This is a genomic window from Aquimonas sp. (assembly GCF_044377145.1).
GTDB lineage: Bacteria > Pseudomonadota > Gammaproteobacteria > Xanthomonadales > Xanthomonadaceae > Aquimonas.
This window is the reverse complement of the sequence record NZ_JBILJQ010000002.1, coordinates 188,471-212,107: the sequence shown is the minus strand read 5'-3', so window position 1 is coordinate 212,107 and position 23,637 is coordinate 188,471. Positions and strand designations below refer to the sequence as shown.

Here is a 23,637-nt window from a genome sequence, read left to right as displayed (position 1 = left end):
TTCTTGTGCAGGCGAATGTTCATGCAGTCCTCGGAGCGGAAAGCTCGGTCAGCAGGCCAACCAAGACCTCTCGTCCGACCAGCAGCGCTGACCGATTATGCAGGATGCATTCGTCCGGGATGCGACAGATAGCCCGAGCTGGTCAGCCCCGCTGGAAGGCAGCTTTGTCTCCAGTCTGCGACCGCTGACGGCCGGCAAGCTCCTGCTGACCACGCTCGACAAGGGCATCGGCGTGCTCGACGGCGAGCAGCTGCGACTGTTCGGGCTGGCCGATGGCCTGCCGTCGGCGAACGGCTGGACGTCCGATCTGATTGATCAACAGGTCTACGTCAGTACCAATGATGGCGCCTACCGGTTGCCGCTGGCACGGCTGCTGGTGCCGGCAGGCGAAGCCGGTCTGCAGGCCGAAGTGGTGGTGCGGGCGATCAACCGCGCCCGCGGTGATCAACGCATGGGCTGCTGCAACGGCGGCGGCCAAGCGCGCAGCGCGCGTCAGGGCGAGCTGCTCTACTTTCCGACCACCAATGGCCTGATCCGGCTCGATACCGCGCGGATTCCGCCGGCGCCCGATCGACCGAGCCTGGCGATCGAGCGCGTCGATGCGATCGGCCGGCAGCTGGCGTTTCCGACCGCGGTCGAGCTGACTGAGAGCCCCCGCGATCTCGACATCCTGTTCGCCGGCATCAGCCTGAGGCACGCCGCCGAGATCGAGTTCCGCTACCGCCTCGCCGGCTATCAGCAGCGCTGGATCACTGCAGTCGACCAGCGCGCCGTTTACACCGGGCTGCCACCGGGGCGCTATGCCTTCGAGCTGGAGGGACGCTTTCCGGGCCGGCACTGGAGCCGCGCCAGTCAAACGTTGGCGATCAAGGTCGCACCGGTCTGGCACGAGCTGACCCTGCTGCGCACTCTGCTGGTGCTGGCTGCCGCCGGCCTGGTCGTGCTCGGCTGGCGCTACAGCCTGCGTCAGGCTGCCGCGCGCCGGCATGCGCTCGAGCTTGCGGTGCGCGAACGCACCGAAGCCCTGGCGCGTGCGAATGAGCGCCTTCGCATCGCCAACGCCTCGCTGCTGGAGGAAAGCCGCACTGATGCGCTGACCGGCATCGCCAACCGCCGCGCTACGCTCCACCTGCTGTCGGAGTGGCCGCAGTACGCGTTGCTGCTGATCGATATCGACCACTTCAAGCAGCTCAACGACCGCCACGGCCACGGCGTTGGCGATCAGGTGCTGGTGCAGACCGCCGCCCTGTACCGCGAGCGTCTGCCGCCGTCCGTCCACTTCGCACGCTGGGGTGGCGAAGAGTTCCTCGCCCTGCTGCCCAGCCAGTCGATCGAGGATGCCCTGGGCGAAGCCGAGCAACTGCGCGCCGTGGTTGCCGCGACCGCATTCAGCGGCCTCGGCGGGCAAGCGCTGCGGATCAGCTGCTCGATCGGCGTCAGCGTGCACCCGGGCGCCGCCGGCGTTGCCGACTGGCAGCTGGCGCTGGAGCTGGCGGATCGCGCGCTGTATCGCGCCAAAGCCCTGGGCCGCAACCGGGTCGAAGGCGCCAGCCTCGACCTGCAGCCCGGTGAACCGTTGCCATGCGTGGGCGCGATCGATGAACTCGACGCCCTGGTCGCACGCGGCGGCGTGCGCTTTCTACGCCCGCGGGTGCTGAGGTTGGGTTGAGGTCGGGCCGTTAGGGTTCATCGGCTTCCGCAAGCTCGGACCTGCCCCGCGCCAGTCGCGCGAGAAGTACTGCCGGCCCAAGGCAGCCTGTCGGACTTTGGATGGCCGGGCTGCAAATCCGCCTGCGCGGTCCATTCTTTCGCCGGTTCTTGGCCGAGCGCCCACTCGGCCCGCGAATCGTCGAAAAACTGTCCTCGCACAGTCGACTATCGCCTCGCCCCCCAAGCCCGACAGGCTGCTAGCCCGCGCGTGGCCCACCTGCGCCGTCGTGTTCGCCTCAGCCCTCACTCGCAAGGCGGGGCGCGCGGCAATGACCGAGCCCCCGCAGCCCCTGTGTAGACTGCGCCGCGATCCCATTCGCGATCCGAGCTCGCATGTCGAACGACACTCCAAACCCGGCCCTCGACACCCAGCGCCTGCGCCATCTCGACCCCGATGGGGTGGCCTCGCAGCTGCGCGATGTGGCCCCGGCTGAGGCCGCGGAAGCGCTGGTGCATCTGACCCACGGTCAGGTTGCCGAAGTCATGGAGCGGCTGCCGGAGGCGCAGCGCGCTGCGATCAGTGCGCTCGGGGTTTCCGGGCTGCCCGACGCTGGCGGGCTCGACTTTCCGGACGGCAGTGTCGGCCGCCTGGTCGAGCGTGCGCCGGCGGTGTTCGGCCCCGATCTTCGCGTCGATGCAGCGATTGCTGCGCTGCGCGGGATCGTCGCCAAGCGCATGGTCATCTACGTGTTCGTGGTCGATGCCGCGCAGCGGCTGCAGGGCGTGGTGGCCTTCCGCGAGCTGGTGTTCGCGCGGCCCGAACAGACCTTGGGCGAAATCATGCTGCGTCAGCCGTTCTTTCTGCGGCCGACGCTGACGCTCGAAGACGCCATGCGCGAAGTGGTGACCCGCCACTATCCGGTCTACCCGGTGTGCACGGACGACGGCCGCCTGATCGGCCTGGTGGCGGGCGCAGTGTTGTTCGAACAGCAGGCCTTCGAGATCTCGGCCCAAGCCGGTGCGATGGTCGGTGTGGAGCGCGAGGAGCGTTTGGCCACGCCGTTGCTGCGCAGTTTCCGCTTCCGCCACCCGTGGCTGCTGATCAACCTGCTGACCGTGTTCCTGGCTGCCGGCGTGGTGGGTTTCTTCGAGAAATCGATCGATCAGCTAGTGGTGCTGGCGCTGTTTCTGCCGGTACTGGCCGGCCAGTGCGGCAACCTCGGCGCGCAGTCGCTGGCGGTGACATTGCGCGCGATGACCCTGGGCGAAACCCGCCAGATCCGGGTGCTGCGCCTGGCCCTGAAGGAAGCCGGCCTCGGCCTGCTGAACGGCGTGCTGACCGGCCTGCTTGCCGGTGCCGCCATGTACTGGCTGGCCGGGCGAGACCCCAACAACAGCGGCGACCCGCTGCTGCTGGCGGCGGTCACCGTGGCCGCGATGAGCATCGGCTGCGCGCTCTCCGGCGTCGCGGGCGCGATGGCCCCGCTGCTGCTCAAACGCGCTGGCGCCGATCCCGCCACCGCCTCGGCCATCCTGCTCAGCACGGCCACCGATGTGTTGAGCATGGGGCTGTTCCTGGGCCTGGCGACGTATGTGGTTTTGTAACGGGAATGGGGAATCGGGAGTGGGGAATCGCCAAGACGCCCGGACGGGATGTTTCGCCTCGCGCTGGTTTGATCAAGCGCCCGCGCTGGCAATGCTCGCGCCGCGCGCCCTACCGTGCCGCGACGCTCTGACGATTCCCCACTCCCGATTCCCCATTCCCGGCTTTTACTGCACTGCAGCGTGCGTTGTCCCCTGAACACTGCTTAAAATCACGTCCGCGGTCACCGGCGCTAAAGACGTCTGCCGCGAACCCTGGGGAGGGAGAGGCCCGCTTCGTGATGAACGAAGCGGGCTTCGTTCGTTTTGGGGACTCAGCTCGGGTCACCCTGCGCCCCGCCGCGGCGGGCTTGCCGGAACGCATCCGGTCCGATCAGCCGGAATGATCTGACCGGTGGCGCGCGTTTCGATCGTCCCGCGCCACCGGATACAGCAATCGCGAGCGCGCTCAGCCCGGCGCTGCTGTCATCCCCAATCCTGCGTTCTGCCAGGCCGTGCGCACGCTGCTTCGTGCCTGTTCCGGTGCGGCGTGCTCGGCCACCAACCGCGGTCGGCCGTCGAGGGTGCAGGCCAGGCCCAGGGCCAGCAGTTCGGTGTGGGCATTGGTGAGTGCGGTGGACTGTTCGGGCGTGAGCCAGCCGGCGACGGCGCAGGCCTGGATCAGGCGCGCGCTGTCGCGGGCCTGCAGCAGGGCCGGGTGATCGGCGCCGAGGCTGAGCACGCCGGCCTGCAGCAGGAACTCCAGATCGACCAGGCCGCCGTCGCCCTGCTTCAGGTCGAATTCGCCGGCGCGGCTGCGGTCCAGCGCTTCGCGCATGCGACGGCGCATCGCCGCGACTTCGCGCAGCACTTCGCTGCGGCTGCGCGCCTCGCCCAGCACGCGCGCGCGGATCGCCTCGAACTCGCCGCCGATGCCGGCATCGCCACAGACGTAGCGTGCCCGCACCAGGGCCTGCTTTTCCCACAGCCAGGCGCGCTCGCGCTGGTAGGCCTCGAAGCTGGCCAGGGTCGAGATCAACATGCCCTTGCTGCCGTCCGGGCGCAGCCGCAGGTCGACCTCGTACAGGCGCCCTCCGGTGGTGGTGGTGCCGAGCCAGGCGACCAGCTTTTGCACCAGCCGCTGGTAGTAGCGCAGCGGGTCCAGCGGCCGCGCGCCGTCGCTCTCGGCGCCCTCCGGCGCGCGGTACAGAAACACCAGATCCAGATCGGAATTGAAGCCCAGCTCTTCGGCGCCGAAGCTGCCGAAACCGAGCAGCGCGATTCCGCTGTCGGCCAGTCGACCGTGGCTGCGCGCGACCTCATCGGCGGCGCTGGCGAGCAGGCGACTGACGATGACCTCGGCCAGCCAGGCCAGCTGTTGCGCGCTGTCGGCCGCGGCCTGGCCGCCGAACAGGGTGGCGCGAGCGATCCGGAACGCGACGCTGTGGCGGAACTCGTTCAACGCCGGAAGCAACAGCTCCGGGTCGTCGGCGGGTACTTCGATCAGTGCATGCGCGAGCTCGGCTTCGATTGTTGCGCGGCTGTCCGGTGCGCCCTGGCTGCGGGTGTCGAGCAGATCGTCGAGCAGCAGCGGATGCGCGGTCAGCCGCTCGGCCATCCAGGTGCTGGCAACGAAGGTATCGAGCAGGCGCGCGCGCGCCGGGGCGCTTTCATCGAGCAGGGCCAGATAGCTGGAGCGACGCAGCACCGCATGCAGGAAGTTCAGCACCCTCTCCAGCAGTTTCACCGGCTGGGCGCGGCCGTGCAGTGCCTCCAGCAGGGCCGGCACCAGACGATCCAGCCGCGCCCGCGCGCGCGCCGACAGCTGCGCCCGCACGGGGCTGCGGGCGAACTGCAGCAGCCGCGCCTGCGCCTGTTCGGCCGGCTCCAGCCCGGCCTCCTGCAGCATCGACAGCGGCGGCTCGCGGTCGATCTGGCGCCAGTAGTCCTGCAGCAGGCCGGCGCGCGGCGAATCGCCGAGCGCGCGGCCGCTGTCGAACACTTCGGCAAAGGCCGCACTCACGCAGGCACGGTGCAGATCAAGCTGCTGCAGCAGCGCCTCGAAGTCAGCAAAGCCCAGCCCGCGCGCCAGCCGCAGGCGCTCGAACGCATCCTCGGGCAGGCTGTGGGCCTGCGCCTCGCGGGCCATCTGCAGGCGGTTCTCGACGTGGCGCAGGAAGCGATAGGCGGCGCGCAGTTCATCCGCGCGCGCAGGCTCGACATGGCCGGCATCACGCAGCACGCTCAACGCTGGTTCCAGGCCACGCGCGCGCAGGGCCGGCTCGCGGCCGCCGCGGATCAGCTGCTGCAGCTGGACCATGAACTCGATCTCGCGAATGCCGCCGGGGCCGAGTTTCAGGTGATCCGCCAGCTCACGTCGGCGCACTTCGGCGTCGATCATCGCCTTCATCTCGCGCAGGCCTTCGAACGCGGTGTAGTCGAAATAGCGCCGGTAGATGAACGGTCGCAGCTCGCGCAGAAAGTCCTCGCCGGCCTCGATGTCGCCGGCAATCGGGCGCGCCTTGATCCAGGCATAGCGCTCCCAGTCGCGTCCCTCGCGCTGGAAGTAGTGCTCCATCGCCGCGAACGACAGCGCCAGCCGGCCGGAATTGCCGAACGGCCGCAGCCGCATGTCGACCCGATAGACGAAGCCATCATGGGTGACCTCACCGAGCAGGCGGATCAGCTGCTGACCGAGGCGCAGGAAGAAGGCCTCGTTGTCGAGCGCGCGCGCGCCGTCGGTTTCACCTGCGCGTGGAAACGCGAACACCGGGTCGATATCGGAGCTGAAGTTCAGCTCGCTGCCGCCCTGCTTGCCGAGCCCGAACACCACCAGCTGCTGCGGGCTGCCATCGGCCGCGCGCGGCTGGCCATGACGCGCCACCAGCTGCGCCATCGCGTAATCCAGCGCCAGCTGGCAGCAGCGGTCGGCCAGCTGCGAACTGGCGAGCAGGGTGGCTTCGACGGCGTCGATGCCGGCGACATCGCGCGCGATCTGGCGCACCGATTCGGCATGGCGGTAGCGCCGCAGCGCGCTCATCGCGGCGGCTTCATCCAAGCCCTCCAGTGAGGGCACCGCTGCCTGGCTGTGCAGGCTGTGCATCAGCGCCGGCTGCTTGCGCAGCTGCTCGAAGGCGTAATCGGAGGCGATCAGCAGGCGGTCCAGTGCGGACCCGATCGGCCCGGCCAGCAGGGCATCGAAAGCGACCGGGTCGGCCTGCTGCAGACGGGCGCGGCGCTCGCTGAGCAGCTGGGTGATTTCGGGCTTAAGGTGGGACACGCGGCACTCCAGGGTTTGCTTGGGGCTTAGCCGACCCGGTCGGCGTAGAGGCAGTCTAGTGCGCCCGAAGACAGGCGCATCGGCTGCACCCACGCCGGGCCGGTCGCAGCAACCTCACAGCATCGAATCATCTTGGCTGAGCACATTCCGTCGCGCAGCGCGCACGTTTCGTCCAACGCGAACATTGCGGCTTCGTGGTCTGGATAAGGTGCGCGTCGCACCGACCGCGACGCATCGCGTTCGCGACCCGTGCGCCGGGGCAGGCCAATCGCATGGCCTGTCACACCTCGAACCACTTCACCCAAGGATCCGCCATGAAAACCTCAATCTCGCTCGCCGCGCTGTCCGTCGCCTTTGCCGCATCCTTCGCCGCCGCTGCTGCCGAAGCCCCCGCCGGAAGCTCAGGTGCCGCAGTCGCCGCGGGCGACACCGTGCATTGCTACGGCATCACCGCCTGCAAGGGCCAGAACGACTGCAAAACCACTGACTTCGCCTGCAAAGGCAACGCCGAGTGCAAGGGCCAGGGCTTCAAAGCGGTGAACGCCAAAGAATGTCTGGACCAGAGCGGCACCATCGGCGACATCGTCGCGCGCTGATGCCCGGTGCGACGCGGCCCCGCCAAGGCGGTGGCCGCGTCTTCGGACAGAAAATCATGCACAACGCGACGAGCTCCGCACTACTCTCCCGTTCGCCCGGTTTCGGCCTTGGACTGCGCGCCCAGCATTTCGCCGACTTCGCGGCTTGCCGTCGCCGCGTCGATTGGCTGGAGATCATCTCCGAGAATTTCATGGTCGCCGGTGGCAAGCCTTTGAGGTGGCTGGATCAACTGCGCGCCGACTACCCGATGGCGATGCACGGGGTCACCCTGGCGATCGGCGGCAGTGAACCGCTCGACTTCGAGTATCTGCGCGGGTTGCGCGAGCTCGCTGAGCGGGTCGAGCCGCTGTGGGTCTCGGATCACCTGTGCTGGGGCGGCTTCGGCGGCGTCCACGTGCACGACCTGCTGCCTCTGCCCTACACCGCCGAAGCGCTGCGCCATGTCGCGGCGCGGGTGCGCCAGGTGCAGGACTTTCTCGGCCGCCGTCTGGTGCTGGAGAACGTCTCCAGCTATGTGGAATTTGCCGACTCGGAGATGAGCGAATGGGCTTTTCTCGATGCGCTCTGCCGTGAATCCGACTGCCTGCTCCTGCTCGATGTGAACAACGTCCACGTCAGCGCGGTCAACCACGGTTTCGATCCACTGGAGTTTCTGCGCAGCCTGCCTCTGGACCGCGTACAGCAGATCCATCTTGCCGGCCACTGCGTGCGCGACGGCTATCTGATCGACACCCATGACGCCGCGGTGGCCGACCCGGTCTGGCGGCTGTACGAACACTTCATCGAGCAGGCGGGCGCGCGCGCCACCCTGATCGAGCGCGACGACAAGCTGCCGCCACTGGCAGAACTCGAAGCCGAGCTCGACAGCGCCCGTCGGCGATCGTCCGCGGCAGCATCACTTCACCCGCAGCGCAGCGCCGCATGAGCGCCCTCGCCGGGCTGCAGTCGCGCTTTGTCGACGCCGTGCTTGGCACGGCCGATGCGACGCCCCCGGCGATCCGCAGCAGCGCCCGCTTTACCGCGCAGCAACGGCTCGGCGTGTACGCCAATGCCTACCGCCGACGATTGATCGAAGCGATGGGCTCGGTGTTCGAGCGCTGTTTACAGGTGATGGGTGAACAGGAGTTCGAGGCGCAAGCCTTGGACTACGTGGAATCGCATCCGCCGGCCAGCCGCGCGCTGCGCTGGTACGCCGACGACTTTCCCGAGTGGCTGCAAAGCCGCGTTTCGGCGCCGGCGCGGATGGCGGATCTGGCGATCATCGATCGCGGTCTGCGCCGAGCCTTCGATGCCGCCGATGCACAGGCGCTCGGCCGTGATGCGTTGCTTGCACTGGCGCCAGACGAGTGGGCGCAGATGCGTCTGCGCTGGCACCCCGCGCTTTCGGTGGCACGCTGCGCCGTCGATGCCATCGGCCTGTGGCGCGGCGAAGCCGAAGCTGCTGTAGACGGACGTGTCGAGACCACAACGACCGCGCTGGCGTTCTGGCGCGACGAGGAGCAGACCCTGTTTCGCAGCTTGGTCGAACCCGAGGCAGAGCTGCTGCAGCGGCTGCGCGCCGACGCTCCGCTGGCTGAGGCCTGTTTGCAGGGCCCGAGCCCGATGCCGATCGCAGCGGCTGCCGCTGCCCTGCTGAGCTGGGTCGATTCAGGCTGGTTGGTCGCGATCCGCACAGCCGATGGCGACTAGGCGCGATATGTCGGCGCGTCTGGCGCGCGCACTCAAATGGATGGGCGATGCCCCTTGGCCGCTGCTGATCGCCGGCATGACCCTGAGCTTCAGTCTGTTCGGCCTGGCAGCCTGTCGGGCTTTGGGGGTCGAGGCGAAAATCCGACTGCGCGAGGACAGTTTTTCGACGATTCGCGGGCCAATAGTGGGCTCTCTTGGTCAAGAATCGACGGAAAAATGGACCGCGCAGGCGGATTTGCAGCCCGGCCAACCAAAGTCCGACAGGCTGCTAGCCACCGCCAATCTGTTTCTGATGCTGCGCGCCAACCTGCGCTTCATCGGCGAGCACGGCCTGCTCGCGCTGCAGAGCGGTGGTGCATTGCAGCTCGCCGGGCTGGTGCTCACGGCCTACGGCGGCATGCTCGCCTTCGCGTTCGCGAAATGGTTCGAATACCGCTTCATTGATCGACTGTCGAAGTGGACGGCTCGACATGCCGTCCGGCCTGACGAATCGAGCGCGCCAGTGAAGACGCCGACGCATAGCCCACCGTGCGCGCCACCGCCTTCGCCGGCACCCCCTGCGCCAGCAGGCGTGCGCCGAGGTCGTGGCGGGCGGCGCTGAGGAACTGCTGCGGGGTCATTGCAGCGACGCGTGCAAAGGTGGCGGCGAAGGCCGAGCGCGACATGCCGGCGGTGCGCGCCAGCGCGGCAATGGTCCAGTGCGCGCCCGGCCGCTCCAGGAAGGCTGCGATCGCTCGCGCCAGCCGCGGCTCGGCGATGGCCGGCAGCAGGCCGGTCGGCACGCCGCCTTCGCTCAGGGTCACGCGCATCGCCTCCATCACGACCGAGCGCAGATACAGGTTCAGCGCCTCGTCGTGACCCGGCCGCAGCTCGCTGATTTCCAGCTGCAGCAATTGAGCGAGGCTGGCGAGACGTGGGTGCAGGCGCAGGTCGAGCCGCATCGGCTGTGGCAGGGCGTGGATCAGCGCCGCCGATACGGCGTCGTTGGGCCGCACATAGCAGCACAGCAGGTGGCAGCCCTCGGCGCCTGAACTGAGCTGATGCGGGCTGGCGACGGGGAACGCGATCAGGCCGGGGGCATCGATCCGCAGCTGGGTGCCGCCGGCCAAGTCGCGGACATGCAGGCAGCCCTCCAGCACAAAGTGGAACTGGGCCGGAGTGTCGGTCCGATCGTAGACCGCTTCGCCGCAGAAGCCGCCGGTATGGAACACATCGGTGGCGAACTGAAGCAGGCGGATCAGGCGCGACAGAGCATCGGCGGTGTCTTCGATATGCGGACGGCGCGCTGCGGGTGACAGCATGATCGGAGTTCCTTTTCACCGGGCCGGCGCGGCCCGCGGCGTGCTGTCGGAACAGGCTGCAGCGCGGCGGCCGCGGAGCCTCCATCCATTCTGACCGCGGCGCGCGCCGGCCCGTCTGAGGCAACTGCGGCACGAGCCGCGCAGGTTCCGCCGCAACGGTCGACACCTTATCCGCTGTCCTGTGGCAATTCTGCAAGCGTGGCGTCGCCGGCTTCGCACAATTCGTCCAACTGCCGATTTGCGCGCACCCGAGTCCCGTAAGGTCCGAGCTTCTGGCGCCCGTGGTCCCTCCCAAGGCGCGGCGTCGGACAACTCCGAGTTCACGATCGACAGGACACCGCCATGAACCAAAGCCACACCGCTGCCGCCTTCGCCCTGACGCTTGCCGCAGCCCTCGCCTTGGCGTCCAGCGCTTCGGCGCAGGCCGATGCGCCCAGCAAGGAGAAGTGCTACGGCGTCTCCAAGGCCGCCGAGAACGACTGCGCCGCCGGCCCCGGCACCAGCTGCGCCGGCACCTCGACCCGCGACTACCAGGGTGATGCCTGGAAGCTGGTGCCTGCCGGCACCTGCAGCGCGATCGAAACGCCGAAGGGCAAGGGCTCTCTGACGCCCGTCGAAGGCCGCTGAGCACGCGCATAAACCCGCGCGAGCCGACGCCATGGCCCTGCCCAGAACCGTAGGCATTGGCCTGAAGTCGAGCCACGTCGAGGCGGTGGTCGCCGGTGGCCACGCGCTCGGCTTCGTCGAGATCCACGCCGAGAACGCGATGGGCGCGGGCGGCCCGGTGCACGCACGTCTCGGTGCAGTGCGTGCGCTGTTGCCGCTGTCGGTGCACGGCGTGGGATTGTCGCTGGGCGGCGCCACTGCGCCCGATGCCGCGCACCTGCAGCGGCTGGCGCGGGTGGTCGAGCGCTTCGAAGCCACCTGCGTCTCCGAGCATCTGGCCTGGTCAACGCACGCCGGAGTCTTCTTCAACGACCTGCTGCCGATCGGCTACGACGACGCCAGCCTGCAGCGCGTGCTCGACCACGTGCAGTGTGTGCAGGAGCGGCTGCGGCAACCCCTGCTGATCGAAAACCCGGCCGTGTGTCTGCGGCTGTCCACGGGCGTGTTCGAGGAGGCCGACTTTCTCGCCGAACTGGCGTACCGCAGCGGCTGCGGCCTTCTGCTTGACCTGAACAATCTGGCGGTCAGCGCCGCCAATCAGGGACAGTGCCCGCACGCCGTGCTGGCGCGGTTTCCGCTGCAGGCCGTGCAGCAGATCCATCTGGCCGGTCACGCTGTGGAAGCTTTGGCCGACGGCAGCGAATTGCGCATCGACGACCACGGCTCGGTGGTCAGCGCCGAGGTGTGGGCGCTGTACGCCGCGGTGCTGGCCCGCTGCGGCCCACTGCCCACCCTGATCGAGTGGGACACCCGCGTGCCCACCTTCGAGACGCTGCTGGCGCAGGCGCAGCACGCGCGTCTGCTGCAGCTGCGCCCGCGTCAGGCCGCCTGAGGTGCCGGCGTTCGCTTTCGAACCGATCGCCAGTGCCCTGCTGCAGGCCGATCTGAACGCCCTCGCTGCGGTTTGGCCGACGCAGGCCTCCGCGCTGGATCGCCAACGCTTCGACGTCCATCGCAACAACGTGCTGCACAGCTTGATCACCGCCCTGGCCGAGGGCTTTCCCTCGGTGCTGAAGCTGGTCGGCGAGCCGTTCTTCACGGCCGTGGCCGCTGCGGCGGTGCGCGCGTCACCACCGCGACATCCCGTGCTGTTGGCCTACGGCGCCGAGTTCCCGGACTTCCTGCAGCACTTCCCGCCGCTGGCCGGTCTGCCCTACCTCGCCGATGTGGCGCGTATCGACGGCCTGCGCCGGCGCGCCTGGCATGCGCCGGACGCAGCGCCGATCGAGCCCGCTGCGCTGGCGTCCTTGTCGATCGAAGCCGCGGCCGAGCTGCGCGTCGGCCTGCATCCCTCAGCGGCGATGCTGGATTCGGCGCATGCGGCGCGATCAATCTGGCAGGCGCAGAACGATGAGGCCAAAGCACAGTTCGACCCGCAGCGCGCCGAATCCAGCCTGATCTGGCGCCGCGGTGAGCAGGTGCGGGTGCGCAGCCTGGATGACGCGGCGAGCGCGCTGGCCGCGTGTGTGCAGGCGCTGCGCCAGTCGCCGCGGCTCGACCAGCTGCTGGCCGAGCCGCCGAGCGAGCCACGGGTCAATCTGCGGGCCGATCCGCTGATCAACCCATCGGCCCATCCGCGAGCCGCTGCGGGTTTCGCCGAGGCCTTGTCGCTGGGCCTGATCGTGCGTGCCGAGGCGGCGACCACCGATCCACTGTTCGACCCCTTCACGTCCCCCAGCAGCGCGACCGCTGTTGTTTCCCTCTCAGCCGAGAGCACGCCATGACGCCCCACACCTTGCCCGCCCCCGGTCGCCTGCTGGCGCCGGTGCACGCTCTGTTCGCACGCCTGCCCGACGATCTGCTGCTGTTGATGGCTCGGCTGTTTCCGGCCGCGATCTTCTTCCAGTCCGGACGCACCAAGGTCGAGGGATTCGCCTTGAGCGAGAGCGCGGTGTTCCTGTTCCAGGAGGAGTACCGGCTGCCGCTGCTCGACCCGACCTTCGCGGCCACGCTGGCGGCGGTGAGCGAGCATCTGTTTCCGCTCCTGCTGGTGCTGGGCTTCTGCACCCGGCTGTCGGCGCTGGCCTTGCTGGGCATGACGGCGGTCATCCAGATCTTTGTGTATCCCGATGCGTGGGCCACTCACGGCGTGTGGGCGGTCGGACTGCTTTGGGTGCTGGCAAAAGGTCCCGGTGCCTAGTCGCTGGACCGTGCCCTCGGCATCGATGGAATGGGTCCGCGCTAGCGCGATGAAGGCAACCGCACCGCACGGTCGAACCGTGAGCCCAGGACCGTCGTGCTCACCCGTGACGTGTGGCGTCGCTTGCGGCCCCTGCAGCGGCGCCGTCTACTCGACCACGAAATCCGTCCCCAGCTGCAGCTTGATCTCCGCAGCACGGCGGCGGCTGACCGGCATTGATCGGCCGTCATGCAGCTCGCAGCGCCAGCCCTGGGCGCCGCGGCGCAGGCGGCGCACAGCGTCCAGCGCGACCCAGTGCGAGCGGTGGATGCGCAAGCCGCGCGCACCGAGTTCGGCTTCCGCCTCCGACAGGCTGCCGAGCACGGTCGCGCGACCGCGGCGGGTGACCACCTGCAGGTAGTGCAGGTCCGACGTGATCGACACCAGCTGGCGGCCGATCGCCAGCGGCAGGCGATCCAGCAAACCCTCGATCGCATCGGCGCGCTCCGCATGGCTCGCCTGGGTCGGGTCCGGGACGGGCGGCTGCGGATCGAATTGGCTGCGCGCGTGATTGACCCGAGATGTCGCTGGCAGGTCGTCAGCGTGGGCATCGGCCTTGGAATGGGCGTCGGCATCGGCGTCGCCTTGAGCGTCGGCGTTGATCGGGGGGTCAAGACCGGCTTCCGGGTCAGGGTCCGCGCTGCAGGCGTTGCGGAGGCGCGCGTCCGCTCGATTGTCGCGATCAGCGCGGTCGTCGCTGCGCACTGCCGCGCGCTCGATAACGTCCTCGGCGTCTCTCGGTGGAGCGGCAAGGCTCAGCTGCGGCTGCGACACCTGCAGCATCGGCATCGCGTTGATCAGCAGCCAGGCCGGCAGATAGCTGGGCAGCAGGGCCAGCCATTCCGCCGCCAGCGCGCGCGCGCCGCCGGCGGCCTCCCAGGTATCCAGCCAGTCATCCGCGGGTTCGGGCGGGGGCGCCGGCAGCAGGGCTTCCAGGCCCAGCGCGATGGGCGCAAACAGCGTTGCGCCGGCGAGGCCGCTGAGCACCAGCGCCGTCCACGGTCTGCGCCCCAGCCCAGGGCGCAGACCCAGCAGCAGGCGGATGGCGAGCAGCGCGCAGAGCATGCCCAGACCGATGTGCGCCGCCCAGGCCGACAGGGCCATGAAGAAGCCAAGGTGCGCGGTCGGGGGCGGCTGCAGGGCTGCGAACAACATGGCCAGCAGCGCGGTGAGCGCGGCGATCTGCGGCCAGAAACGGGGCGGGTCGGTGAAAGTCGAAATCACGAAAATTAAGAGCGCGTGCGGCGCATCGCCGCTGGTGCACGAAAGCTACCACTGGTGAGCGTCGCCGGCTGTGTACGCCGCCGGCACCGGATGCTGTGCTCGCCCCGGCAGCGTCGCCGGATGAATCCACGGACAGCCACATGACCGCAACACACAAACCGAGCCTGCTCGCCCTGCTTTCAGCCTGCCTGTGGGCAGCGACGCCCAGCCCTGCGGCCGCCGCCGAGCGCGGCTGGTACGCGGGGGTTCTGACCGGCCTCAGCGGTCAGTCGGATCAGACCCTGCGCCTTGAAGGCAGTGCGCCCGAAACCGGCAAGGCGGCGTTCTCCAGTGGCCTGCTCGCCGGTGGCGCGGTGGGCTATCGATTCGAGAGCGGCTGGCGACTTGAGACGGAGTTCACCTACCAGAGCGTTGACCGCGACCGCGCCGTGTTCAGCAACCCTGCGCTGCAGGGCGAGGGCAACTACGCCTCGACCGGCTTCGCGCTGAACGCGCTTTATGAGTTCGACCTGTTCGGCTCGCCGCGCGCACGCAGCTACCTCGGCGCGGGTGTGGTCGCCCTGACCGAGGTCGACATCGACTTTGAAACCACGGCTGGCGAGCGCTCGTTCAGCGGCGACGACAGCGCCCTGCAGCTGCTGGCGGGCGTGCGCTACGACCTCGGTGAGCGCTGGTTTCTCGATCTCGGTCTGCGCCAGCTGCGTGCATCGAGCCTGCGCCTTGAGGGCGAGCGCGACACCCTGGGCCGGGTGCGGGGCGACTACCGGCCGTGGTCGCTGACACTCGGTGCGGGTTGGAGGTTCTGACTCGACGCTTGAACGCCGAGCGATAGCCGGATCACGCGCCACGCGATCGCGTCGCCGGTCAGGTTTGCCGCTGTGGCTGCCTCCGGGTCTGATCTGATCGAGACCTGGCGGTGGCCGGCCCAGCGCGGTGGTGCCGAAACATAACCGCCGCCTGGCGCAAGCGACCGATCCACCTCTGCATTCCCTCCCGCAGTTTGCGCATCCGCCCTCACCTCTGCGGCACACTGCGCGCTGACGCTTTGCGCGGGTTTGTCCATGTCACTCAGTCTGCTGCTGGTGGAAGACCAGCGCGATCTTGCTGAAAGCATCTGGGACTTCTTCGAACGCCGTGGGCACCGTATCGACCACGCCGCCGACGGCGCGCTCGGTCTGCGCCTGGCGATCGACGGCGGTTTCGACGTGATCATTCTCGACCTCGGCCTGCCGCGCCTGGACGGCCTGGAGCTGTGCCGGCGATTGCGCGAAGCCGGCCGCGGCACGCCGGTGCTGATGCTGACCGCGCGCGACACCCTCGACGACAAGCTGCGCGGCTTTGCCGAAGGCGCCGATGATTATCTGGTCAAGCCCTTCGCGATGCGCGAGCTCGAAGCGCGCGTGCTGAACCTGCAGCGCCGCCAGTCCGGCGGCGACGATCGCGTGCTCAGCCACGGCCCCTTGAGCCTGCGACCGGGCCAGCGCAGCTGCCAGCGCGAGGGCGTTGAACTGGCGCTGTCGCCAATTCAGACCCGACTGTTGGAGCGCCTGCTGCAGACCGCGCCGGGCGTGGTGCGCAGCGAGGACCTGCTGCAGGCGGGCTGGGGCGAGATGGCACCGGGCAGCGACGCCCTGCACAGCCAGATCCGCGCCCTGCGTGCGCTGATTGATCGCCCGTTCGCGCAGCCGCTGCTGCACACCGTGCATGGGCTGGGCTATCGGCTGCAGACGACCATCGACTGACAGGGTTGCTGGAGCACGCGCCGCCCGTGGACGCCACTGCTGCGGGCCCGATTCAGTCGATCGGGTCGGAGCCCTCATCGGGCGGGTCTGCGGGCTCTACCGCGTGCGCTCGACCCGCGATGAACTCGGTCGAGGCGAGCAGATACAGCGGCTGGCGCTTGTACTCGAACTGCGCGATCGGCGTCGACGTCGAGTCCAGCCGCAGGCGTTTCGCCCGCACCAGCAGACGACCGTCGGGATGCAGGCGTGCCCACTCGGCGACCGCGGCGGGCGCCAGACCGGTTAGTGGCGACTGCAGGCGACCCGCGTAGTGGAATTCGCCCTGGTAGCGGCCGATGTAGGCCAGCGGCCGGCCCTGTTCCTGCTGGCTCGCCAGCGCGGCGCCGATCGCGGCCATCGGATAGTGCGGCCGCAGGCTCAGCGAGACCGCGGCCAAGGTGCCGGCCAGCAGCAGGCCCGTGATTGCGGCGATCGCGCGCGCCTGCGCCAGGACACGCGAAGAACTCGCCAGCAGCCGCGCCAGCAGCAGCATCGACAGCGCCAGCAGGGGGATCAGGTAGTGCACTTGCTTGCCGGCGACGCCGAGGTGGATCACGGTGCCGAGCAGCAGCGGCGCAAGCAGAAATCGCGCCGGTCGCTCGTACAGCAACGCGGGTGCGCGCCGCAGTGCGCGCCAGACCGGCGGCCACAGGCTCCACGGCAAGGGCAGCAGCAGGATGAAGGGCAGGAAGAACCAGCAGTGCCGCGGATGACCCATCGTGCCGCTGACGCGATCCAGGGTCTGGCCGAACAGCAGCGCTTCACGGAACGCGTCGCCACCGCGCGCGCTGGCCGCCAGCGCCCACCACAGCAGCGGCAATGTCGCCAGAATCAGGGCAAGTACCGCCGCCGGCCAACGCTGGCCCGCGGGCAACTCGGACGGACGCCACAGTGGCCAAGCCAGCATCGGCGCCAGCAGATACATCAGCGCCACCGGCCCCTTCGCCAGCAGTGCAACAGCGCCGGCCAGCGCAAACAGCAGCCAGTCGCTGGCGCGGTTGCGACACAGCGCCACGTGCAGGCTGAGCCAGCTGAGACTTAGCGCAGCCAGCATCAGTACGTCGAACATCACCCCGATCTGGTAGGCCAGCAGATAGGCGCTGCCGAACAGCAGCAGCGGTGCAAGCTCGGCCGCCCCGGGCTGCTGCGGCCACAGCCTCCGCATCAGCTGGCGCAGGCTCAGCACAGTCAGCAGTGCCGACAGCGGGCCGATCAGGCGCGGCCAGGTCTCGCCGACGCCGCCGACCGCCCAGCCGGCGTGGATCAGCCAGAACAGCAGAGGTGGCTTGTGGTGGTAAGGCTGACCGTTGAGCCACGGCAGTACGAAGCCGCCGCGCCACCACATCTCCCAGGCGACCGCGAGGTAGCGCGTCTCATCCACCGGCAGCAGGGGCCTCAGCGCCATCGAAACGGCGGCCAGGGCGATGATGAGCCCGCAGGCCAGACGCAGCTCGGGCGAGGCGAAGCCGCTGTTGTTGCTGGGTGCCGGCGGCACTGGCGCATCGCGCTGCATGGGGTTGCCCAAGTCGGGAGTGAGGGCCTGTACTTTCCGCAGCCGTCGTTAAGTGCGGACGCCGCAGATCCGTCTGCGGATTAACGCCTGCGCCTGTTCAACCGCCGCCAGGCAAGTGCAGGTGCACGCGATTCGGCTGCAGATCCAGCGCACCCCCCAGCCGGGAACACAGACGCTCGACCAGGCGCAGTGGAAAGCCGCGGTCCGAACGCTGCTCAACCAGCGGCAGATCGCCGTCGATGTGGATCTCGACCCCGTCGGCCACCGCCTGCACCCTCAATGCCTGCACGCCGTGGCTGTCGATCAGGCTGCGCAGCAGGTTGAGCAGGGCGGTGCGCAGCCAGTGCACCGGCAGGGCGGGCTGCAGCGCGGCGGCCGGCGGCTGCAGGTTCAGCACCACGCCGCGCGCCTGCGCGCGCGCGGCCAGGCTGGTGCAGACCTCGTCCAGCAGCGCGGCCAGATCGACCGGCGCGGCCAGCGGCGGCGCTCCGCGCGCCGACAGCAGCAGGCCGTCGAGCAACTGGCCAAGGTCTTCGGTGGCGCGATCAATCCGCGCCAGCCGCTGACGCTGCCGGGCGGAGGTCTCGGGGTCGTCGAGCAGCACTTCGGCAGCGCCGCGCAGCGAGGCCACCGGACTGCGCAGCTCGTGGCTGGCGTCGGCGAAGAACGCGCGCTCGGCGCTGGAGGCCTCCAGCAGCCGGTGCTGATAGCTGTCGATGGCGAGTGCCAGGCTGCGCAATCCATCGTCGGGCAGGTCCTGTGCCAGAGCGGTCGGCTGCGGCTGCGGTGACAGTGCATCGACCGCCGCGGCCAGGGTGTTCACGGGTTTGAGCGCACGTCCGGCCAACCATTGCGCGAGCAGCGCCGAGCCGCCGCCGCCGACCAGCACGATCAGCAGGCTGAGGCCAACCAGATAGCGCTCCAATGCCTCGATCGGGTCGAGATCCATCGCATACACCAGGCGCTGCCCATCCAGCTCGAACACCGCCAGATGCAGACCTTCCGCGGCGCCGGGCAAGTGCTCGTGCACGCCCAACGGCATCTGTGCCCAGTCCGCCGGCAGGTTTGCCGGCAGTGCTTCGGCCGGCTGGTACAGCCAGCCGCGCAGTGCGGTGGTGTCAGGCAGGCGAGGTGTCTCGCCTGCTGCCAGCGATCGGCGCACGCCGCTGGCCTCGGCTTCGAGCACAGCGGTCACCAGCAGGTGTTCGTAATCCTCGGCAACAAACCAGGCCAGCACCGCGAAGGCCGCGCTCAGGCACAGGCCGAGCCCGCCCGCGAGCAGGGCGACCCGCCGCTTCAGCGGCAGCGCAGCGAGGGGCATGGCGAGGCGTCGATCGTGGGCGTGGCAAACGGGCCGCTGCGGGTCGAGCCACGGCCGGGGCTGCGTATCGCCCCTGAGCGGAGCTGATCCGGTTCGCAGATCTCGGCGGCGACGCCTTGCGCCGTGGGTTGATCGGTTGGCGCCGCGCTTGCTGCGGCATCCGAATCAACACGGAAGTTCTTAACGGTCGATTCGTACAGTGGCCTCAACATCGAACGAGATCCCTTGGCTGTCGTGACCAGTATCGCCCGCCGCCGCCCGCTGCCACGCGTTTCCGCGCCGCTGGATCTCTGGCTGCTGGCGGGCGCGGCGCTGTGGCTGCTGGGCGTGGGCTATGGGTTGCGTGATCCGTGGCCGGCGGACGAGCCGCGCTTCGCCCTGATCGGCCGCGACATCATCGAGACCGGGCGCTGGTTCATTCCGCATCGCGGGCCCGAGGTGTACGCCGAGAAACCGCCGGTCTTCCTGTGGCTGCAGGCGCTGGCCTATGCGCTGACCGGCAGCTCGCGAATGGGTTTTCTGCTGCCCTCGCTGCTGGCCGCGCTCGGCACGCTGGGCCTGACATGGGATCTGGCCCGCCGCCTGTACGGCCGACAGATCGCGTTCTGGGCGGGCATGGCCCTGCTGCTGACGGTGCAGTTCACCCTGCAGGGCCGGACCGCGCAGATCGACATGGTGCTGGTGCTGTTCACCACCCTCGGCCTGTACGGCCTGCTGCGCCATCTGCTGCTGGGCCCGGCCTGGGGCTGGTATGTGCTGGCCGGGCTTGCGACCGGCATCGGCGTGATCACCAAGGGCACCGGCTTCCTGCCTTGGCTGATCCTGATTCCCTACGCCATCGCCCGCTGGCGCGGGATGTATGGCCTGGCCGATATCCGCGGCGGCTGGCGCTGGAGCCTGGGCCCACTGGCGCTGCTGCTGCCGATTCTGGCCTGGGCCTTGCCACTGCTCTACTTCGCCGCGCAGCCTGGCAATGCCGAGATCGCCGCCTACCGCGACGACCTGCTGCTGCGGCAGACCGTGACCCGCTACGCCAACGCCTGGATGCACATCAAGCCGTTCTGGTACTTCGCGGTCGAGGTGGTGCCGGTGCTGTGGCTGCCGATGTCGCTGATCTCGCTGTGGGCGCTGCCGGCGTGGTGGCGGCGGATCGGTCGTGGCGATGCGCGGCCGTTCCTGCTGCTCGGCTGGATCGCCCTGGTGCTGCTGTTCTTCTCGCTGTCGCCAGGCAAGCGCGGGGTCTACATCCTGCCGGCACTGCCGGCGCTTGCGCTGGCCCTGGCGCCGCTGCTGCCGGGCCTGCTGCGGCGCCCGGGTCTGCAGCGCGGCCTGGCTGTACTGAGCGTGCTGATCAGCGCCGTGCTGGTGATCGCTGCCGGCTGGGCGCTGCTTGGCCAGCCGTCGTTCGCCGCGCGGATCGAACTCGAAAACGGCGTCGCGCCCTGGGGCTGGATCTTCGGCGCCGGTGTCTGTGGGCTTGCCGCCGGGCTGATCTTCTGGCGCCGCGGCATGCTGGCCTTTGCGGTGTTGATGCTGAGCCTGTGGACGGGCTATGGCCTGCTCGGCTTTGCCGGCATGAACGCAGCGCGCTCCGGTGCCGGGCTGATGCAGCGCGCGCAGGCGCAGCTGCCGGCGCACGCGCGCCTGGGCCTGCTGGGCGGTCCCGAGCAGTTCCTGCTGCAGGCGCAGGGCGATGCGCGCGCGTTTGGCTTCCTGACTGCGCTGGCGGTGCAGCGGCAGCGTGCCTACGCCTGGCTGCGCGAATCCCCACAACACTGGCTGCTGCTGCAGCACCCGCACCTGGATGCCTGCATCGATGCGGGCCAAAGCATCGACCTCGGCTGGTCGAATCGACGTCACTGGGTGCTGATTCCGTCTGCGGCCCAGCGCACCGACTGTCCGCAGGCACCCGCGAATACTGGCGCCGAAGTGGCGCCGCCCCAGCCAAGCAACGAGATCCCCCGTGCACAACAGCCCTGAGCTGACCCTGTCGATTGTTGTGCCCGCGCACAATGAGGCCGGCAACCTGGCCGGCCTGGTCGACGAGATCGTGGCCGCCTTCGCTGGCCGCCGCGACTACGAGATCCTGATCGTCGACGACTGCAGCAGCGACGACACCCACCTGCTGCTGACCCGGCTGCAGCTGCGGCTGCCGCAGCTGCGGGTGCTGCGGCATGTGCGCAATGCCGGCCAGAGCACGGCCCTGATCAACGGCGTGCGCGCCGCGCGCGGGCGCTGGGTCGGCACCCTGGATGGTGATGCCCAGAACGATCCCGCCGACCTGCCGCGCCTGCTGGCCGAGATCGAGCGGCGCGATGATCCGGCGCTGAAGCTGATCCAGGGCTGGCGGGTCAGCCGTCGTGACAGCGGGCTCAAGCGTCTGTCCTCGAAGATCGCCAACGCGGTGCGCTCGACCATGCTGGGTGACGCCACCCCGGACAGCGGCTGCGGCATCCGCGTGGTCGAGCGTGCCGCCCTGCTGCGCGCGCCGGCCTTCGATCATATGCATCGATTCATTCCGGCGCTGATCCGGCAGGGCGGCTGGCGGGTCGAAAGCCTGCCGGTGAACCATCGGCCACGCGGCGCCGGGGCTTCGCACTACGGACTGTGGAACCGTCTGGGCGTGGGTATCGTCGATCTGTTCGGAGTGGCCTGGCTGGCACGCCGCAGTCGTCCCACCGAGGTCAACGAGAGCCGTCCAAGCGGGAACGGCGCATGACCGAAACCGACCCGCTGTGGATCGCGATCGGACTGACTGCGCAGGTCGCATTCTCGGCCCGGTTTCTGATCCAGTGGCTGCTGTCGGAGCGGGCCCGGCGCAGCCTGCTGCCGGTGCATTTCTGGTTCTTCAGCGTGATCGGCGCGGTGCTACTGCTGGCCTATGCGGCGCATCAGCGCGACCCGGTGATCGCGCTCGGCCAGGTGGTCGGGCTGGCGATCTATCTGCGCAATATCGAGCTGGTGCAGCGCGCCGGGCGCGGCCGCGCGCTGGCCTTCTACTGGAGCTGGCTCGGTTTGGCCGGCTTGGCGCTGGCGGCCGGACTGCTCAGTCACGAGGTGCCGATCAGCGCTGCCGCCAGCCGCAGCGCGCCGCTGTGGATGCTGATCGGCTTCGTCGGCCAAGTGCTGTTTACCGGCCGCTTCGTTGTGCAGCTGTACTTTTCCGAGCGCGCCCAGGCGTCCGTCAACCCCGTCCACTTCTGGTATCTGTCAATCAGCGGCAGCCTGCTGCTGCTGGCCTATGCGCTCAGCACCGGCGACTTCGTGATCATCCTCGGCCAGAGCTTCGGCATGCTGGTGTATCTGCGCAATCTGGCTTTGCTCCGCAATCAGCGGGCACCTGATCGCCATGGTGAAGACACACCGGAGCTGCCCCTGCATGAACCGAGCGCCGCGAAAACCAACCCCTTGGACCCAGCGGTGGCTGAGCCGCGCGCGCCAATCCCTGAAGCAACGGAAAATGCGGTGGCCCTGCGTTCAAACTGATTCCTACCCAACCAGGAGCACGCTGATGTCGACCGCCCGCTACCCGCGCAGCCTGATTGCACTGCACTGGCTGACCCTGCTGCTGATCGCGGTGGTGTACGCCTGCATGGAGTTCCGCGGTGAGTTTCCGCGCGGCAGCGCGCCGCGCGAGCTGATGAAGGCGACCCACTTCGCCGCTGGCCTCACCGTGCTGCTGTTCGTGCTGGCGCGTATCGTGCTGCGCTTGCGGGGGCCCATACCGCCGGTCACCCCGGCCCTGTCCAGGGTGCAGCAGCTGGCCGCGGGCGCCGGGCATCTGGCCCTGTACGTGTTCATGCTCGGCATGCCGTTGATCGGCTGGCTGCTGCTCAGCGCCGAAGGTGCCGCGATCCCGTTCTGGGGGCTGTCGCTGCCGGCCCTGATCGGGCCGGATCCTGACTTCGCCCACACGCTCGAAGACCTGCACGAGATTGGCGCGACCGCCGGCTATGTGCTGATCGGCCTGCATGCGGCGGCCGGGCTGTATCACCACTACCTGCGCCGCGATGACACCCTGCGGCGGATGCTGCCGGGCGCGCGATGAGCCGCGCCCACCGCGAGCGCCACGCTGGCCACCACACGGGCTGGCTGCGCGCTGCCGTACTGGGCGCCAACGATGGGCTGATCTCCACTGCCAGCCTGGTACTCGGCGTTGCCGCGGCGGGTGCCGAGCCCGCTGCCGTGCTGGTTGCCGGCAGCGCCGGCCTGGTGGCTGGCGCGCTGTCGATGGCCGCTGGCGAGTACGTGTCGGTCAGTTCGCAGGCCGACACCGAGCGCGCCGATCTGGCCCGCGAGCGTCGCGAGCTCGCCGACACGCCTGCGGCCGAACTCGATGAACTGACCGCCCTGCAGCAGGCGCGCGGCCTGGCGCCAGCATTGGCGCGCGAGGTGGCGATCGCGCTGACCGCTCACGATGCGCTGGGCGCGCATGCCCGCGACGAGCTCGGCATCACCGAGCAGCAGCGCGCCCGCCCGCTGCAGGCGGCGCTGGCCTCGGCTGCCGCCTTCGCATTCGGTGCAGCGATGCCCCTGCTCGTGCTGCTGCTGGCGCCAGCGCCGGCCTTGGCTATCGCGGTTCTGCTGACCAGCCTGCTGCTGCTCGCAGCACTCGGGGCGCTGGCCGCCCACACCGGCGGCGCGCCGAAGTTGCGCGGCGCCGCACGGGTACTGCTGTGGGGCGGGCTGGCGATGGCCTGCACCTGGGGTGCGGGCGCGCTGTTTGGCGCCGCGGCTTGATCTCTCCGGCGCCGCCCGGCGGCGCCACTCATTCCCGGATCGCCCGCGTGTCGAGCGTCCCTGCGCGCATCGGCGACACCACCGCGTCGTTTGAAGCCGCGCGCCCCCGACACCC

General features: G+C 69.3%; 22 protein-coding genes. 16 read left to right on the top strand and 6 right to left on the bottom strand.

The features are described from left to right. Nucleotides 1–97: 97 nt before the first annotated feature. Both ACIQ7H_RS01815 and ACIQ7H_RS01810 read left to right on the top strand, forming a co-directional pair. Nucleotides 98–1,669, top strand: coding sequence for a diguanylate cyclase (locus ACIQ7H_RS01815; RefSeq protein WP_395787773.1), 1,572 nt, complete (start codon nt 98–100; stop codon nt 1,667–1,669). 374 nt (nt 1,670–2,043) lie between these two features. Beyond that, on the top strand, nt 2,044–3,255 hold the full coding sequence (locus ACIQ7H_RS01810) for a magnesium transporter (RefSeq protein WP_395787771.1): 1,212 nt from the start codon (nt 2,044–2,046) through the stop codon (nt 3,253–3,255). Between the two features lie 445 nt (nt 3,256–3,700). Here the strand turns inward: ACIQ7H_RS01810 and glnE are convergent, their stop codons facing one another. Further along, complete coding sequence (gene glnE / locus ACIQ7H_RS01805) at nt 3,701–6,511, bottom strand: bifunctional [glutamate--ammonia ligase]-adenylyl-L-tyrosine phosphorylase/[glutamate--ammonia-ligase] adenylyltransferase (RefSeq protein ID WP_395787769.1); 2,811 nt, start codon at nt 6,509–6,511, stop codon at nt 3,701–3,703. Between the two features lie 272 nt (nt 6,512–6,783). Between glnE and ACIQ7H_RS01800 the strand changes: the two genes are divergently transcribed. The 3 genes from ACIQ7H_RS01800 to ACIQ7H_RS01790 are packed head-to-tail and all read left to right on the top strand — an operon-like array spanning nt 6,784 to nt 8,797. After that, nucleotides 6,784–7,107, top strand: coding sequence for a hypothetical protein (locus ACIQ7H_RS01800; protein ID WP_395787768.1), 324 nt, complete (start codon nt 6,784–6,786; stop codon nt 7,105–7,107). A gap of 56 nt (nt 7,108–7,163) precedes the next feature. Next, entirely contained in the window at nt 7,164–8,033 is an 870-nt protein-coding gene (locus ACIQ7H_RS01795) for a DUF692 domain-containing protein (protein WP_395787766.1), read from the top strand. After that, on the top strand, nt 8,030–8,797 hold the full coding sequence (locus tag ACIQ7H_RS01790; protein ID WP_395787764.1) for a putative DNA-binding domain-containing protein: 768 nt from the start codon (nt 8,030–8,032) through the stop codon (nt 8,795–8,797). Before ACIQ7H_RS01795 ends, ACIQ7H_RS01790 begins: the two co-directional genes overlap by 4 nt. Nucleotides 8,798–9,065: 268 nt before the next feature. Here the strand turns inward: ACIQ7H_RS01790 and ACIQ7H_RS01785 are convergent, their stop codons facing one another. After that, nucleotides 9,066–9,269, bottom strand: coding sequence for a hypothetical protein (locus tag ACIQ7H_RS01785; RefSeq protein WP_395787762.1), 204 nt, complete (start codon nt 9,267–9,269; stop codon nt 9,066–9,068). Next, nucleotides 9,235–10,098 (bottom strand): cupin domain-containing protein, encoded by an 864-nt coding sequence (locus ACIQ7H_RS01780; RefSeq protein ID WP_395787760.1) that lies wholly within the window; start codon nt 10,096–10,098, stop codon nt 9,235–9,237. The genes ACIQ7H_RS01785 and ACIQ7H_RS01780 overlap by 35 nt, the downstream gene beginning before the upstream one ends. 342 nt (nt 10,099–10,440) lie before the next feature. On the opposite strand from ACIQ7H_RS01780, the gene ACIQ7H_RS01775 reads away from it, so the two are divergent. The 4 genes from ACIQ7H_RS01775 to ACIQ7H_RS01760 are packed head-to-tail and all read left to right on the top strand — an operon-like array spanning nt 10,441 to nt 12,904. Then, nucleotides 10,441–10,725, top strand: a complete 285-nt coding sequence (locus ACIQ7H_RS01775; protein ID WP_395787758.1) for a DUF2282 domain-containing protein — start codon at nt 10,441–10,443, stop codon at nt 10,723–10,725. Between the two features lie 31 nt (nt 10,726–10,756). Beyond that, complete coding sequence (locus tag ACIQ7H_RS01770; RefSeq protein WP_395787756.1) at nt 10,757–11,596, top strand: DUF692 family multinuclear iron-containing protein; 840 nt, start codon at nt 10,757–10,759, stop codon at nt 11,594–11,596. A gap of 1 nt (nt 11,597) precedes the next feature. Next, nucleotides 11,598–12,488 (top strand): putative DNA-binding domain-containing protein, encoded by an 891-nt coding sequence (locus tag ACIQ7H_RS01765; protein WP_395787754.1) that lies wholly within the window; start codon nt 11,598–11,600, stop codon nt 12,486–12,488. Further along, nucleotides 12,485–12,904 carry a DoxX family protein gene (locus ACIQ7H_RS01760; RefSeq protein WP_395787752.1) on the top strand — a complete coding sequence of 140 codons (420 nt, stop codon included), beginning with the start codon at nt 12,485–12,487 and terminating at the stop codon, nt 12,902–12,904. The genes ACIQ7H_RS01765 and ACIQ7H_RS01760 overlap by 4 nt, the downstream gene beginning before the upstream one ends. Before the next feature lie 147 nt (nt 12,905–13,051). Here the strand turns inward: ACIQ7H_RS01760 and ACIQ7H_RS01755 are convergent, their stop codons facing one another. Further along, the gene (locus ACIQ7H_RS01755) at nt 13,052–14,167 is read right to left on the bottom strand and encodes a LytTR family DNA-binding domain-containing protein (protein ID WP_395787750.1); all 1,116 of its coding nucleotides are present in this window, start codon (nt 14,165–14,167) and stop codon (nt 13,052–13,054) included. Between the two features lie 140 nt (nt 14,168–14,307). Between ACIQ7H_RS01755 and ACIQ7H_RS01750 the strand changes: the two genes are divergently transcribed. Next, nucleotides 14,308–14,973: an outer membrane protein gene (locus tag ACIQ7H_RS01750; RefSeq protein ID WP_395787748.1), complete on the top strand. Its 666-nt coding sequence runs from the start codon at nt 14,308–14,310 to the stop codon at nt 14,971–14,973. 255 nt (nt 14,974–15,228) lie between these two features. Continuing rightward, nucleotides 15,229–15,909 carry a response regulator transcription factor gene (locus ACIQ7H_RS01745; protein WP_395787746.1) on the top strand — a complete coding sequence of 227 codons (681 nt, stop codon included), beginning with the start codon at nt 15,229–15,231 and terminating at the stop codon, nt 15,907–15,909. 52 nt (nt 15,910–15,961) lie between these two features. Here the strand turns inward: ACIQ7H_RS01745 and ACIQ7H_RS01740 are convergent, their stop codons facing one another. Both ACIQ7H_RS01740 and ACIQ7H_RS01735 read right to left on the bottom strand, forming a co-directional pair. Further along, the gene (locus ACIQ7H_RS01740; RefSeq protein ID WP_395787744.1) at nt 15,962–17,461 is read right to left on the bottom strand and encodes an ArnT family glycosyltransferase; all 1,500 of its coding nucleotides are present in this window, start codon (nt 17,459–17,461) and stop codon (nt 15,962–15,964) included. Nucleotides 17,462–17,558: 97 nt separating this feature from the next. Next, nucleotides 17,559–18,782: a sensor histidine kinase gene (locus tag ACIQ7H_RS01735; RefSeq protein WP_395787742.1), complete on the bottom strand. Its 1,224-nt coding sequence runs from the start codon at nt 18,780–18,782 to the stop codon at nt 17,559–17,561. A 234-nt stretch (nt 18,783–19,016) separates the two neighbouring features. On the opposite strand from ACIQ7H_RS01735, the gene ACIQ7H_RS01730 reads away from it, so the two are divergent. Genes ACIQ7H_RS01730 through ACIQ7H_RS01710 form a run of 5 tightly spaced genes read left to right on the top strand, consistent with a single transcriptional unit; the run spans nt 19,017 to nt 23,522 of the window. Further along, entirely contained in the window at nt 19,017–20,762 is a 1,746-nt protein-coding gene (locus ACIQ7H_RS01730; RefSeq protein ID WP_395787740.1) for an ArnT family glycosyltransferase, read from the top strand. Further along, nucleotides 20,746–21,501: a glycosyltransferase gene (locus ACIQ7H_RS01725; protein ID WP_395787738.1), complete on the top strand. Its 756-nt coding sequence runs from the start codon at nt 20,746–20,748 to the stop codon at nt 21,499–21,501. Before ACIQ7H_RS01730 ends, ACIQ7H_RS01725 begins: the two co-directional genes overlap by 17 nt. Next, nucleotides 21,498–22,268, top strand: coding sequence for a lipid-A-disaccharide synthase N-terminal domain-containing protein (locus ACIQ7H_RS01720; RefSeq protein ID WP_395787736.1), 771 nt, complete (start codon nt 21,498–21,500; stop codon nt 22,266–22,268). The genes ACIQ7H_RS01725 and ACIQ7H_RS01720 overlap by 4 nt, the downstream gene beginning before the upstream one ends. 25 nt (nt 22,269–22,293) lie before the next feature. Then, the gene (locus tag ACIQ7H_RS01715) at nt 22,294–22,830 is read left to right on the top strand and encodes a cytochrome b (protein ID WP_395787734.1); all 537 of its coding nucleotides are present in this window, start codon (nt 22,294–22,296) and stop codon (nt 22,828–22,830) included. Continuing rightward, a complete protein-coding gene (locus ACIQ7H_RS01710) occupies nt 22,827–23,522 on the top strand; it encodes a VIT1/CCC1 transporter family protein (RefSeq protein WP_395787732.1) in 696 nt (231 codons plus the stop codon). The genes ACIQ7H_RS01715 and ACIQ7H_RS01710 overlap by 4 nt, the downstream gene beginning before the upstream one ends. Nucleotides 23,523–23,637 lie beyond the last annotated feature (115 nt).

What these genes read in the sequence shown, in the direction of transcription:
- ACIQ7H_RS01815 (WP_395787773.1), top strand. Translation starts at nt 98, where the DNA reads ATGCAGGATGCATTCGTCCGGGATGCGACAGATAGCCCGAGCTGGTCA.
- ACIQ7H_RS01810 (WP_395787771.1), top strand. Translation starts at nt 2,044, where the DNA reads ATGTCGAACGACACTCCAAACCCGGCCCTCGACACCCAGCGCCTGCGC.
- ACIQ7H_RS01800 (WP_395787768.1), top strand. Translation starts at nt 6,784, where the DNA reads ATGGCCTGTCACACCTCGAACCACTTCACCCAAGGATCCGCCATGAAA.
- ACIQ7H_RS01795 (WP_395787766.1), top strand. Translation starts at nt 7,164, where the DNA reads ATGCACAACGCGACGAGCTCCGCACTACTCTCCCGTTCGCCCGGTTTC.
- ACIQ7H_RS01790 (WP_395787764.1), top strand. Translation starts at nt 8,030, where the DNA reads ATGAGCGCCCTCGCCGGGCTGCAGTCGCGCTTTGTCGACGCCGTGCTT.
- ACIQ7H_RS01785 (WP_395787762.1), bottom strand. Translation starts at nt 9,269, where the DNA reads ATGTCGAGCCGTCCACTTCGACAGTCGATCAATGAAGCGGTATTCGAA.
- ACIQ7H_RS01780 (WP_395787760.1), bottom strand. Translation starts at nt 10,098, where the DNA reads ATGCTGTCACCCGCAGCGCGCCGTCCGCATATCGAAGACACCGCCGAT.
- ACIQ7H_RS01775 (WP_395787758.1), top strand. Translation starts at nt 10,441, where the DNA reads ATGAACCAAAGCCACACCGCTGCCGCCTTCGCCCTGACGCTTGCCGCA.
- ACIQ7H_RS01770 (WP_395787756.1), top strand. Translation starts at nt 10,757, where the DNA reads ATGGCCCTGCCCAGAACCGTAGGCATTGGCCTGAAGTCGAGCCACGTC.
- ACIQ7H_RS01760 (WP_395787752.1), top strand. Translation starts at nt 12,485, where the DNA reads ATGACGCCCCACACCTTGCCCGCCCCCGGTCGCCTGCTGGCGCCGGTG.
- ACIQ7H_RS01750 (WP_395787748.1), top strand. Translation starts at nt 14,308, where the DNA reads ATGACCGCAACACACAAACCGAGCCTGCTCGCCCTGCTTTCAGCCTGC.
- ACIQ7H_RS01745 (WP_395787746.1), top strand. Translation starts at nt 15,229, where the DNA reads ATGTCACTCAGTCTGCTGCTGGTGGAAGACCAGCGCGATCTTGCTGAA.
- ACIQ7H_RS01740 (WP_395787744.1), bottom strand. Translation starts at nt 17,461, where the DNA reads ATGCAGCGCGATGCGCCAGTGCCGCCGGCACCCAGCAACAACAGCGGC.
- ACIQ7H_RS01735 (WP_395787742.1), bottom strand. Translation starts at nt 18,782, where the DNA reads ATGCCCCTCGCTGCGCTGCCGCTGAAGCGGCGGGTCGCCCTGCTCGCG.
- ACIQ7H_RS01720 (WP_395787736.1), top strand. Translation starts at nt 21,498, where the DNA reads ATGACCGAAACCGACCCGCTGTGGATCGCGATCGGACTGACTGCGCAG.
- ACIQ7H_RS01715 (WP_395787734.1), top strand. Translation starts at nt 22,294, where the DNA reads ATGTCGACCGCCCGCTACCCGCGCAGCCTGATTGCACTGCACTGGCTG.
- ACIQ7H_RS01710 (WP_395787732.1), top strand. Translation starts at nt 22,827, where the DNA reads ATGAGCCGCGCCCACCGCGAGCGCCACGCTGGCCACCACACGGGCTGG.